9 protein-coding genes are annotated in these 12,958 nt (G+C 65.2%); 8 read left to right on the top strand and 1 reads right to left on the bottom strand.

What is annotated here, in order from left to right; translation table 11 throughout:
- The first annotated feature begins 97 nt into the window (after window positions 1-97).
- From RID42_02950 to trxA, 8 genes are all read left to right on the top strand, one after another.
- A complete protein-coding gene (locus tag RID42_02950; GenBank protein MEQ8246615.1) occupies window positions 98-814 on the top strand; it encodes a DUF2470 domain-containing protein in 717 nt (238 codons plus the stop codon).
- A gap of 101 nt (window positions 815-915) precedes the next feature.
- Entirely contained in the window at window positions 916-2,502 is a 1,587-nt protein-coding gene (locus tag RID42_02945; GenBank protein MEQ8246614.1) for a phosphoenolpyruvate carboxykinase, read from the top strand.
- 9 nt (window positions 2,503-2,511) lie between these two features.
- Entirely contained in the window at window positions 2,512-3,036 is a 525-nt protein-coding gene (tsaE, locus tag RID42_02940) for a tRNA (adenosine(37)-N6)-threonylcarbamoyltransferase complex ATPase subunit type 1 TsaE (GenBank protein MEQ8246613.1), read from the top strand.
- Complete coding sequence (locus RID42_02935; GenBank protein MEQ8246612.1) at window positions 3,033-4,055, top strand: phosphotransferase; 1,023 nt, start codon at window positions 3,033-3,035, stop codon at window positions 4,053-4,055. The genes tsaE and RID42_02935 overlap by 4 nt, the downstream gene beginning before the upstream one ends.
- On the top strand, window positions 4,052-4,765 hold the full coding sequence (locus RID42_02930; GenBank protein ID MEQ8246611.1) for a nucleotidyltransferase family protein: 714 nt from the start codon (window positions 4,052-4,054) through the stop codon (window positions 4,763-4,765). Before RID42_02935 ends, RID42_02930 begins: the two co-directional genes overlap by 4 nt.
- Window positions 4,766-7,789 carry a double-strand break repair protein AddB gene (addB, locus tag RID42_02925; GenBank protein MEQ8246610.1) on the top strand — a complete coding sequence of 1,008 codons (3,024 nt, stop codon included), beginning with the start codon at window positions 4,766-4,768 and terminating at the stop codon, window positions 7,787-7,789. It begins immediately after the preceding gene.
- Window positions 7,786-11,214: a double-strand break repair helicase AddA gene (gene addA / locus RID42_02920; protein ID MEQ8246609.1), complete on the top strand. Its 3,429-nt coding sequence runs from the start codon at window positions 7,786-7,788 to the stop codon at window positions 11,212-11,214. The genes addB and addA overlap by 4 nt, the downstream gene beginning before the upstream one ends.
- Before the next feature lie 76 nt (window positions 11,215-11,290).
- A complete protein-coding gene (trxA, locus tag RID42_02915) occupies window positions 11,291-11,611 on the top strand; it encodes a thioredoxin TrxA (GenBank protein MEQ8246608.1) in 321 nt (106 codons plus the stop codon).
- A 48-nt stretch (window positions 11,612-11,659) separates the two neighbouring features.
- Here trxA and RID42_02910 read toward each other — a convergent pair whose 3' ends face one another.
- Window positions 11,660-12,952: a folylpolyglutamate synthase/dihydrofolate synthase family protein gene (locus RID42_02910; protein MEQ8246607.1), complete on the bottom strand. Its 1,293-nt coding sequence runs from the start codon at window positions 12,950-12,952 to the stop codon at window positions 11,660-11,662.
- Between the last annotated feature and the right edge of the window lie 6 nt (window positions 12,953-12,958).

Raw genomic sequence — 12,958 nt, 5'->3', positions numbered from 1 at the left:
AGGCAATAAAGTCGTCACTTAGGGTCGTTAGCGACCGAAACCGTGCCGCCGCGCGGTATTTTAGACAGGCGCACAAACCACGAAGGACACCTAACCGATGTCGCTAGATCCGGTTGTTGTTGCGCGCCAGGCGATTCGCCGGACGCTGACTGGCGGCCTTGCCACGATGACCCGGCCGCCGGGGACGGGTGTGCCCTATGCGTCGCTGGTTCTGGTCGCAACCCAAAGCGACGGCCGACCGGTCCTTCTTCTGTCGACCCTCGCCGAGCACACGCAGAACGCGCTGGCCGATGCGCGCGCCAGCCTTCTCTTTGACGCGACCGCCGGGTTGGCCAGTCCGCTGACGGGGACGCGGGTGACGCTGCAGGGAACGTTGGTGGCGACCACGGACGACCATGCGCGCTCGCGCTACCTTGCGCGCCATCCCGACGCGGGCGACTACATTGCCTTCGCCGATTTCGGGTTGTACCGGTTCGAGCCGTCGCGCGCCCATCTGGTGGCGGGGTTTGGCATCATTCAATGGATCGACTGGAACGAGCTGGCGACGCCGGTGGGGGCGGACGCCGACATCGTCACGGCGGAATCGGAGATTTTGGCGCATATGAATGCCGATCACGCCGATGCCGTGGCGCTCATCGCCGCGGCAAACGGGGGGGCGCCTGGCGCGTGGATCATGACCGGATGCGATCCCGACGGCTGCGACTTTCGGCTGGGCGCGGCCACTTGCCGGGTCGATTTCGCCCAGCGGGTGTATACGCGGGACGCCGCCCGCCTGGAACTGGTTCGTCTGACCCGCGCCGCCCAAAAGTCGTGATTTATCCCCAGCCAATTGGACATTGGGCGGGCCTAACAGGTTGCGCCCGATTCTTGGGCTATCTACGGTTGGCGATCCTATGAAAGGCGCAGGAGGTTTGGGTGCGGCGCAGTCTTGAGGATATCGGCATTCGAAATACCGGGACGGTCCATTGGAACCTAACGGCTCCGCGTCTCTACGAAGAAGCGATCCTCCGCCGCGAAGCGAAGTTGGCCGAGGGCGGCGCGCTGGTTGTCCTAACAGGCGAACACACCGGCCGGTCGGCCCAGGACAAGTTCATTGTCCGCGAGCCGGAGAACGAAGCAAATATTTGGTGGGGCGCGGTCAACAAAGATATCGACATCGCCCACTACACCACGTTGCGCCAACGGATGCTGGCCTACCTGCAAGGCCGCGACCTTTTCGTCCAGGACTGTTGGGCCGGCGCCGATTCCCGGTATCGGTTGGGGGTGCGGGTCGTGACCGAAGCGGCGTGGCATAATCTGTTTGCGCAGAACATGTTTATCGCCCCGACCGCCGATGAACTGGCGACCTTTTCGCCGCAGTTCACGATCATTCAAGCGCCGGGCTTCGAGGCCGATCCCACGATCGACGGGACCCGCAGCGGGACCTTCATCATCGTCAACTTCGCCGACAGGACGGTCTTGATCGGCGGGACGTCCTATGCCGGCGAAATCAAAAAGTCGGTGTTCTCGATCCTGAACTACCTGTTGCCCGACCGCAGCGTGTTGCCGATGCATTGTTCGGTCAATGTTGGCGGGCAGGGCGATTCGGCGATCTTCTTCGGCCTCTCCGGAACCGGGAAAACTACGCTTTCCGCGGACCCCAACCGGCGCTTGGTTGGCGACGACGAGCATGGGTGGAGCGATAATGGGCTCTTCAACTTCGAGGGCGGTTGTTATGCCAAGGTGATTCGTCTCAGCGCCGAGGCGGAGCCGGAGATTTACGCGACGACCGGACGGTTCGGCACCGTGCTTGAGAATGTCGCGGTCGATGACGCGACCCGCGCGCTCGATCTCGACAGCGCCCACTACACGGAAAACACACGCGCGTCCTATCCGATCGATTTCATTCCCAATACCATCGAAGCGGGCACTGCCGGTCATCCGCGTCACGTCATCATGCTCACCGCCGATGCCTTTGGCGTGCTGCCACCGATTTCCCGGCTGACCCCCGAACAGGCGATGTATCACTTTCTGTCGGGCTACACCGCGAAGGTTGCGGGGACGGAAAAAGGTCTCGGCAACGAGCCGCAAGCGACGTTTTCAACCTGTTTTGGTGCGCCGTTCATGCCGCGCCATCCGTCTGTGTACGCCAAGCTTCTGGGCGAGAAGATCGTTTCCCAGGGCGTCACCTGTTGGTTGGTGAACACCGGTTGGACCGGTGGCGCCTACGGCGTGGGCGAACGGATGTCGATCAAGTACACCCGCGCCCTGCTCAACGCGGCGTTGCATGGCGGCCTGGACTCGGTGCAGTTCGGGGTCGATCCCTATTTCGGTCTCAGTGTGCCGCAGTCCTGCCAAGGGGTGCCGGCGGCGGTTCTCAATCCGCGCGAAACGTGGTCCGATAAAAGCGCCTACGAGAAAACGGCGGCGGGTCTGGTCGGTCGCTTCCAGCAAAACTTCGTTCAGTTCGAATCCTACGTCGAGGGCGACATCCGCGCCGCGGCCCCGCGCGCGGCGGCCTAACAACCGCCACTGCGGCGGTCGAGGAAACGCGCCGACCGGTGGGCGCCGCCGGCGTCGGCACCGGGGAGACGCGTTATTCAAGTTCGCCTTGCCGATCTCGCGGCGACCGAAGCGTTCGCCGCTAAACTCGCCCGATTTTTGCGCCGGGGCGATTTCGTGGCGCTGCGCGGCGAACTCGGCGTCGGCAAGACCGTGGTCGCGCGACAGGTCATCCGCACGATCGCGGGGTCGCCGACCGAGGAGGTTGCCAGTCCCACGTTCAATTTGGTGTTGGTGTATGGCTATCCGCACATGATCGTCTGGCATTTCGATCTCTACCGCATCCGCTCGCCCGAAGAGACGTGGGAGTTGGGCCTTGAGGATGCATTGGCCGAGGGGATCGCCTTGGTGGAATGGCCGGATCGCTTGGGGCCGTATCTTCCCGATGATCGGATCGATATCGCCCTGCACCATGACGGCGACGGGCGCATGGTCGAGATCTCGGGAAGCGGCGCGCTGGCGAACCGCGTCGACGCCGAGGATTGGTCCTCGTGAGCGACCGCGAACAGGCGGCGGCGCAATTCCTTGCGGTGTCGGGGTGGGGCGATGCCCGAATCGAACCGCTGAGCGGCGATGCCTCGTTTCGCCGCTATTTCCGGATCGGGGCGGCGGCACGGTCCGCCATTTTGATGGACGCGCCGCCCGGGCGCGAGGACGTCCGCCCGTTCCTGCGCGTGGGAGCGGCGCTCCACGGGTTCGGCTATAGCGCGCCGCAGGTTCTGGCGGCCGATCCCGACAGAGGATTCCTGTTGCTCGAAGACCTGGGCGACGATCTTTACAGTCGGGTCCTGGCGCGCGGCGCGTCCGAGCCGGCGCTTTACGCTGCCGCGATCGCGCTGCTCCGCGATCTCCATGGGCGCGACGTGCCGCCCGACACGCCTGTCTTCGACGGCGCGCGCGCGTTGCGCGAAGTGCGGCTCTTCCTTGAGTGGACGTTGCCGGTCCTCCTCGGCGACCGCGTCTCCGAGACCGCGGCCACAACGTTCGACGAATGCTGGCGCGAGGTCCTCGCGCCACTGCTTAGCGAACCGCCGGTGCTCACGTTGTTCGACTATCACGCCGAGAACCTTATTTGGCTGCCCGATCGAACCGGCCTGCGCCGGGTCGGCCTCTTGGACTACCAAGACGCGGTTGCAGGGCCGGCGTCCTACGATGTGGTGTCGCTGCTCGAGGACGCGCGGCGCGACGTGACGCCGGGCGTGGTCGAGGCGTCGCTCGCGCAGTACTGCGCGGGGATGTCCGGTGCCGAAGAGAGCCGGTTTCGGGTGTCCGTTGCCGTGGCCGGCGCGCAACGGAACACGCGCATTCTCGGCGTGTTCGGGCGCCTGTTTCGGCGCGACGGCAAGAGCGGTTATCTCAAGTTGATGCCGCGAGTTTGGCGGCACCTCGAGGGCGACCTGGAATCGCCGCCATTGGCACCGCTGCGGGACTGGTTCGATCGCCACGTTGCCCTTTCGTTGCGCCGCACCGCCCCAACGCCGGAAACCTTCACGCCGCCGGCGGGTGGGCCGTGACCGGTCGGGCCCGCGCGGCGATCGTGTTGGCGGCGGGCTATGGCCGACGGCTCGGCGCGCTCGGCGAACGTACCCCAAAGCCGCTGATTGAGGTTGGCGGCAAAGCATTGCTCGACCACGTCCTCGACGAGTTGGCGGCGGCAGGCGTGGGGACGGCCGTGGTCAACGTGCACCATTTGGCGACACAGCTGCGCGCCCACCTGGGGCGGCGCGACGATCGTGCGGCACCTAAGGTGACGATCTCGGACGAAACCGATGCGCTGCTCGATACCGGCGGCGGGGTTGCCAAGGCGTTGCCCTTGCTCGGGCCCCAGTCGTTCGTTGTCGCCGCCAGCGACGTCGTGCGCCGGGGCAACGGACTTGGACGTCTCGCGGCCGTTTGGAACGATGACACGATGGACGTTTTGATGCTGGTTCAACCGCGCGAAACGGCCACCGGGTTCGACGGACGCGGCGATTTCTTCCTCGGCCCGGACGGCCGACTTGCGCGGCGCGGCGCGGCGGCCGAGGCACCCTTCGTCTATGCCGGATTGCTGATTTGCCACCCCCGCGCCTATTCGGACGTTCCGGTGGGACCGTTTTCCAACAATGTCGTGTGGGATCGGGCGATCGCAGCGGGGCGGCTTTTCGGTGTCGTGCACGATGACGACTGGTTTCATGTCGGCACGCCGGAGGCCATTTCGTTGACCGACCGCGCGCTCGGGGGCTGAGTGGGCAACGATCTACAAGGCGATCTTTTTGGTGGCGCAGCGGATGTGCGCCGCCATGCGACGACTGTCTTCACCATTCAGTCGGGGACGTCGTTCGTGGATTCGCTCGCGGCCGGGCTGATCGCGCGTTATGGCGACACGCCCGGATTGAGCCGCGTCCGTGTTCTGTTACCGACCCGCCGGTCGGTGCGGGCGCTGCAGGAAGCCTTTCTGCGACAAAGCGGCGGTCGTCCCATGCTATTGCCGCACATTCGGCCCATCGGCGACATCGATGTCGAAGAACTGGCGCTCGATTCGCTGATTGCCGACGCGTTGGGGAAAGAAGGTGGTGGTATTGCGCAAATACCGCCGGCGATCCCGGCGGTGCTGCGCCAGTTGTTGCTCACGTCGATCATCATTCGCTGGAGCCATCGCTACGATGCCGCGCCACGCGAACCCGGCCATGCCGCCGGTCTTGCGCGCGAGCTGGCCCGCCTGATCGATCAAGTTCAAACCGAAGGACTGTCGTTCGAGGGCCTGAAATCCTTGGTGCCGGATGGGCTGGCCCACCATTGGCAGAAAACGCTCGAGTTCCTGCAGATCGTTACCCACGAATGGCCCAACGTTATCGCCACCCAGGGGTTCGTCGACCCCGCGACCCATCGCAACCTGCTGCTTGCCGCCTTGGCCGATCACTGGCGGCGCGCGCCGCCGAATAATCCAGTGGTGGCGGCGGGATCGACCGGGAGCGTGCCAGCCACTGCAAATCTTTTAGGGGCCATCGCTGCGATGCCAAACGGCGCGCTGATCCTGCCGGGCTTGGATCAACGCTTGGACGATGCCGCCTGGCAGATGATCGAACAGACGCATCCGCAATTCGGGATGAAACAGCTTCTCGAACGTCTCGGGGTCGACCGCGCCGATGTCGCGCACTGGGACCGCGGGGCGGAGGATCATGCGCGCTTCCAGTTGTTTTCGGAGGTGATGCGTCCGGCGGGGTCGACCGACCAATGGCACCGCATGCGCGGTCTTCCTGAAGAGGCGATGGGCGGGATCACGCGGATCGAGTGTCCGGGCCCGCGCGAGGAGGCCGGCGTGATCGCGCTGTTGTTGCGCGAAACCCTCGAGGTGCCCGGTAAGACCGCCGCGCTGGTGACGTCCGACCGCGCGCTAGCGCGCCGGGTGGCGGCGGAACTTCAGCGCTGGCGGCTGGAGGTCGATGACTCAGGCGGGGCGCCGCTCAGTCAAACGGCACCGGGGGCTTTCGTACGACTCGTGGTTCGTATGATTGCGGACGACCTTGCGCCGGTGCCGTTGCTCGCGGCACTCAAGCATCCGTTAGCCGCCGGGGGAGAGGCGCCGGGGCGGTTTCGGGCCATGGTTCGGCAGTTGGAGCTTGCGGTTCTGCACGGGCCCCGGCCCGGTCGTGGGTTCAAGGATCTCCAGATGGCTTTGGCGCGGCGCGGCGCGCCCGAGGCGTTGCGCCAGTGGTTGCGGCGCTTGGAGCGCGCGGCCAAGCCGTTTGCTGCAATTCTGCGGCGGCCGAATGTCCCCCTTGGCGAGCTGGTCCATGCCCACGTCGAATTTGCCGAAACCCTCGCCAAGAGCGACGCCGAGTCCGGTCGCGATCGCCTGTGGCAAGGCGACGCGGGCGAGGCGCTTTCCGATCTCTTTCGCGAAATCACCGAAGGAGCCGCCGGTCTTCCAAAGATATGGGGTGGCGACTATCCCGCGCTGGTCGAAGCGCTGATGGCCGACCGCGTCGTTCGACCCCGATTTGGCGGCCACCCGCGCCTGTCCATTTGGGGTCCGCTGGAGGCGCGGCTGCAACAGGCCGATCTATTGATCCTCGGCGGCCTGAACGAGGGCAAGTGGCCGCCCGAAACCGATGCCGATCCGTGGCTCAGCCGGCCCATGCGTCAGCGCTTCGGCCTGCCGTTGCCGGAACGGCGGATCGGGTTGTCGGCCCATGACTTCGTGCAAAATGCCTGCGCGCCGGAGGTCGTCTTGACCCGTGCGCTCAAGGTCGAGGGGACGCCGACGGTTGCATCGCGCTGGTTGTTGCGACTTGAAACACTCGTGGGTCCGCCCCAGGAAGCCGAAGCCGTGCGCGCCGCGCGGTATGTCGGCTGGATGCAGCGTTTGGATTGGGACGGTGTCGCTCATCCAGTCGCACCGCCGTCGTTCGCCCCGCCGGTGGCGGCGCGGCCGCGCGAACTATCGGCCACGGACGTCGAGTTGCTGGTGCGCAATCCTTACGGCGTTTACGCCAAGAAGGTTCTGGGTCTACGGGCTCTCGACCCGATCGACACGTCGCCGGGCGCGGCGGATCGTGGGTCGTTCATCCACCAAGCGCTCGACGATTTTGTCACGGCGTATCCCGACGACTTGCCGGGCAATGCGCTTGAGGCGTTGCACGACTTTGGTAAGAAGGCCTTCGGCGATACGCTGGACGAGCCGATCGTCGCGGCGTTCTGGTGGCCGTGGTTTGAACAGATCGCCGATTGGTTCTTGGGGATCGAACGCGAGCGGCGACAAACGACCAAAACGGTCCTGAGCGAAGCGCGCGGCCGTTGGACCTTTGCCGCGCCCCATGGGCCGTTCACCCTGACCGCCAAAGCCGACCGGGTCGATCGTCTCCCCGATGGATCGCTTTCGGTCATCGACTACAAGACCGGCGCGGTCCCCCGCCAGGAGGACGTCAAGTTGGGGCTTAGTCCCCAGTTACCGGTTGAGGCCGTGATCGCCGAGGCGGGCGGTTTCGAGGGGGTCGCGCCGGCGCCGGTGAGCGAACTGGCCTATTGGAAGTTGGGGGGTGCCGCCGCCGGCAAACTGCAACCGGTGCGCGTCGATGCCGAAGACGGTGGCATCGCGGCCTTGGTTGCCGCCGCGCGCGACGGCATCGAAGCGATCGTCGCCGCCTTCGATAACGCCGAGACGCCGTACCTGTGCCGGCCCAGGCCCTTCGCCGCGCCGCGGTTCGACGATTACGAGCATCTCGCGCGGTTCAAGGAATGGGCCGCCGAAGGCGAGACCGAAGGATGAGTGCCCCGGCGGTGAGCGGCGCCCGCGTCAAGAGCGACGCGCAATATGTCGGCGGCGATCCGAGCCAGAACGTTTGGGTGGCGGCATCGGCGGGGTCGGGCAAAACAAGTGTGTTGGTCGACCGGTTGCTGCGCCTCCTCCTCGACGGGGTCGAGCCCCACCGGTTGTTGTGCCTGACGTTCACCAAAGCGGCGGCGGCCGAAATGTCGGACCGCCTGTTTCGGGAACTAAGTCGCTGGGTCGTTCAGAGCGACACTGAGTTGACCGCCACGTTGCGCCAAACCACCGGCGGCGCGGTCGATGCCGCGATGCTGGTCTTCGCCCGGCGGTTGTTTGCGCGCGTCCTGGAGACGCCCGGCGGTTTGCGTATCCAGACGATCCATGGGTTTTGCGAATCGCTGCTTGCGCGCTTTCCGTTGGAAGCGGGCCAGCCGCCGAACTTCGAGGTGTACGACGATCGCCGCGCGCTCGACCTGTTGGCCAGCGCCCGCGATGGTGTTCTGCTCGATGCGAGCGAAGACGAAAGCCTGAGCCGAGCGTTGTCGACCGTCAACGGCCGGGTCGGCGAATCGCGTTTTCTGGAGGTCGTCAACCGGATGGTGGGCGAACGCGGCCGCATCGACCGATTGATCGCTGGCCGGGGCGGGATTGCAAAACTGATCGATGCGACCTTCGCGGCCCTGCATGTCGCACCGGACGAAAGCGATGAGACGGTCGTCGCCGCGGCGTGTACCGGCGGTTTCAACGAACCCGGTTTGCGGGCGGTAGCGAAGCTCCTGCTCCGCGGTTCCAAGACCGATGTGCGGCGCGGCGAGACTCTGGCGTCATGGTTGAGCCAAGATGCAGGCGCGCGGGCAGCTGCCTTCAGCGAGTACGTCGCCGCCTTCCTGAAGAAGAAGGACGGCACCATTTTTGAACGACTTCTGACCAAAGCGTCGCGCGAACGGATGCCGGACGCAGAGGACATTCTCATCCGCGAGGCCGAGCGCATCGTCGCGGTTTCCGAGCGGCGCCGCGCCGTCAATGTGGCGTTCGGCACGGCGGCGCTCCTGGAACTGGGCGATGCCATTCTCACCCGCTACCAAGAGGCCAAGCGCGCCCGCAACGCGCTCGATTACGACGACTTGATCCTGCGGGCGCGGGCGCTTCTGACCCAAAGCGCCATCACGCCGTGGATCCTGTTCAAACTGGACGGCGGGATCGACCACATCTTGGTTGACGAAGCCCAGGATACGAGCCCCGAGCAATGGGAGGTCGTTTTCGCGCTGGCCGAAGAGTTCTTTGCCGGCGCGGGCGCCCGCGACGCGCTGCGGACGGTGTTCGTTGTCGGCGACGAGAAGCAGTCGATCTACAGCTTCCAGGGCGCGGACCCCAAGGCGTTCGAGGAAATGCGGCACCTGTTTCGCGATCGCGCCGCCGGTGCCCAGGCGGGGTGGCAGGAAGTGCCGCTGCTGACGTCCTACCGCTCGGTACCGAAAGTGCTTGAGTTCGTCGATCGGGTTTTCCGCGACCCGGCGGCCCGCGCGGGCGTGACGTTCGAGGATACGTGGCAACCGCATACGGCCTTTCGCCAGGGGTTTGGGGGTTTGGTCGAAGTGTGGCCGACGATCACGGCGACCGAGCCGGAAAAGGTCGCATGGGATGCACCGGTCGGGCAGGTCCTGGCGAGCAGCGCGGAGGCGCGGCTGGCCACACGGATTGCGCGGACGATCAAGGCGTGGATCGACCGCGACGAAATCCTGGTCGCGCGCAACCGGCCGGTGCGGCCGGAGGACATCATGATTTTGGTCCGGCGCCGCGGCCTGTTTTTCGAAGAAATGGTGCTAGCGCTCAAGAAAGAGGGCGTGCCGGTGGCGGGTGCCGACAGAATGATCCTGACAAAACAACTCGTTGTTGAGGATTTGATCGCGCTGGGTCGGTTTGTCCTGTTGCCGGAGGACGACCTGACCTTGGCCGCCGTCCTGAAGGGGCCGTTTTGCGGGTTCGACGACGCACAGCTATTCGATTTGGCGGCTGCGCGCGGGGAAGCGCGCCTATGGACGACATTGCAAGAACGGCACGCCGAAAACCCAAATTTTCTGTCTGCCTACGAATTCCTCGTCGGGGTCATGAACCTCGCCGATTTTGTTACGCCCTACGATTTCTACGCGGCGGTTCTGGGCGGCGGTGGCCGCGCGAAACTTTTGGGCCGTCTGGGCCGCGAAGCCGAAGACCCGATGGACGAGTTCATGTCCCGCGCGCTGGCGTTCGAGCGCGATCACGCGCCCTCGCTGGAGGGATTCTTGCGTTGGATCGAGGTCGACGAGGCGGAGGTCAAACGCGATCTCGAGCAGGCGCGTAACCAGGTCCGGGTCATGACCGTGCACGGCGCGAAGGGATTGCAGGCACCGGTCGTCATCTTGCCCGACACCTGTACTTTGCCGCTGGAGGAAAGCCCCTTCTTTTGGACCGACGATACCGACGAGGCGCTTTTACTGTGGCCCGCGCGCAAAGAGGCCGACGACGCATTGTCGCGCGACGCGCGCGAGCGCACGCGCGAGGCCCGCGACCGCGAATACCGGCGCCTTCTTTACGTCGCCATGACCCGGGCCGAAGACCGCCTTTATGTGTGCGGTTGGGAAACGCGCAACCGGCGGGCCAAGGGATGCTGGTATGACTTGATGGCCGAGGCCGCAGACGAATTGGGTGCCGACGTCGAGGTCGATTTCGGTGAAGATGCCGGGCCCCAAACGGTCCGGCGGTGCGTGGGTATTCAGGTCGCGCCGGTTGCGGCGACGCCCACGCAACAGGACCTGCCGTTCGCACGACAACCGCTGCCGGCGTGGGTCGACCAAGCGCCGTCGCGCGAACCGTTTCCACCGCGGCCCCTGTCGCCGTCGCGCCCCAGCGGCGACGAGCAAACCGTCCGATCGCCGATCGACGACGATCCGGTCCGGTTTCGGAGGGGCAATGTCGTGCACCGGCTCTTGCAGTTTCTGCCCGAGGTCGCGGCGACCGAACGCGCGGCGGTTGCCGCACGCTTTGTCGCGCAATCGGGCACGCCGTTCGAGCCGCAGGTCCAAGAGGCGATCGTTGCCGAGACGTTGGCTGTTCTCGCGCACCCGGACTTCGCCGAGGTCTTCGCGCCGGGGTCCATCGCCGAAGCGCCAGTCGCCGGGATGATCGGTGAGAACGTCGTCTCGGGGCAAGTAGACCGCCTCGCGATCACCGATGACGAGGTCTTGATTGTCGATTTTAAAACCAATCGCGCACCGCCAACCGCGCTCGAGGAGGTCCCGGCGGGCTATATCCGGCAGATGGCGCTTTACCGTGCGGTGCTCTCCCGCATTTACCCGAACCATGCCATTCGCAGCGCGCTCCTGTGGACCGATTCGGCGCGCCTGATGACGATCCCCGAAGCCTACCTCACGGCGGTCGTGCCTTGACCGTCCTGGGGGGCGAACCTACAGTTTGATCCAAGCCCTAGGGGCACTTTCCGCACTCCTTCGAAGGATTTTCACTATGCCGACGACCAAGGTTACCGATTCATCGTTTGAAACCGACGTACTCGGCGCGAGCGGGCCGGTGGTCGTCGACTACTGGGCCGAATGGTGCGGTCCATGCAAACAAATCGGTCCGGCGCTGGAGGAAATCTCCAATGAAATGGCGGGCAAAGTGACGGTCGCCAAACTCAACATCGACGAAAACCCGCAGGTGCCGGGGAAATACGGTATTCGCGGCATTCCGACCTTGATGTTGTTCAAGGACGGCAAGGTGGCATCGACCAAAGTCGGTGCGTTGCCCAAGAACAAACTCATGGAATGGATTCAGTCCGAAATCTAAACCGGACGAAAGTGCACGGAAGGGCGGCGCATGCGCCGCCCTTTTTCATTAGACGATAGTGTTGCCGTTCTCGCGCAAGACGGTGCCCGCGAGATAGAGCGAACCGCAAATAAGAACGCGCGGTCGGGAGTCGGTGCGGGCGACAACGGACAGTGCCGCGGCAACGCTCTCGCAGGGTCGAGCGGATAGGCCCGCAGCACTGGCCAAGTTTGCGATCTCCGCCGGCGCGAAGGCGTTTTCCTCACCGGGGATCGGGACGCACAGAATCTGCGCCGGGGTGCCGCGCAAGTTCGTGAAGAAACGTGCGGCATCCTTTGTTTTCATCATGCCGATCACGGCATAGGTCGCGCGGCCGTCGGGTGCGTTTGCGGCGATCCAATCAGCCAGCACCGTCGCGGCCCCTTCGTTGTGGCCGCCGTCCAGATAGAGGTCGGCATCGTCGGGCAGCAGATTGCGCAACGCCCCCGCGTCGAGATGCTGAAGCCGGGCCGGCCACACGGCCGCGGCAAGGCCGCCCGCCAGGGCTGCCCGGTCGATCGCCGGATCGCCCAGCAGGAGAGCCGCCGCCGCCGCAAGGCCGGCATTGACGTGTTGGTGCGCACCGGCGAGGGCGAGCGATCCCATGGCGTAGTCGACGTCGCCCAGTCGCACCCGCAGCGGCGGGCCGTCGGCGTAGGACCAGTCGCGTCCGTGCACATAGAGCGGCGCGCCGACACTTTGCGCGACCGCGGCGATTGCGGTCTGGGCCTCCAGCGGTTGCGGCCCGACGATCGCCGGGATGCCTTGGCGCATGATCCCGGCCTTCTCGCGGGCAATCGCGTCGAGGGTGTCGCCGAGGAAGCGTTGGTGGTCGTAGGAGATCGGTGTGATCACCGATAGCGCGGTCGTCTCGCAAACATTAGTCGTGTCGAGCCGTCCGCCCAGGCCGACTTCGAGCAGGACGTAGTCCGCGGGGTGGCGCGAAAAGGCGAGAAACGCGGCGACGGTCGTGATTTCGAAGAAGGTAATCGGATCGGCACCGTTCGCGCTGTCGCATTCGTCGAATAGGGCTTCAAGTTCGCGATCCTCGATCAGGCCGGTTGTCAGTCTGATCCGTTCGTTGAAACGCAAGAGATGCGGTGAAGTGTAGCAATGAACCCGGCGGCCCGCGCATTCCAGAATGGCGCGCAGATCGGCAACGACAGACCCTTTCCCGTTGGTGCCGGCAACATGCACGACCGGCGGCAAGGTGCGCTGGGGATCGCCGAGGCGGTGGAGCAGGCGGCCGATACGCTCCAAGGAGAGGTCGATGGATTTGGGGTGTAGCTGCGTGAACCGCAGCAGGAACTCGTCGATTTTCAAGGCGGC

This window comes from Alphaproteobacteria bacterium (assembly GCA_040216735.1).
In the GTDB taxonomy this organism is placed as follows: Bacteria; Pseudomonadota; Alphaproteobacteria; order SHVP01; family SHVP01; genus CALJDF01.
Note: the sequence above shows the minus strand (reverse complement) of the source record. Positions and strands in the feature narration are given on the sequence as shown.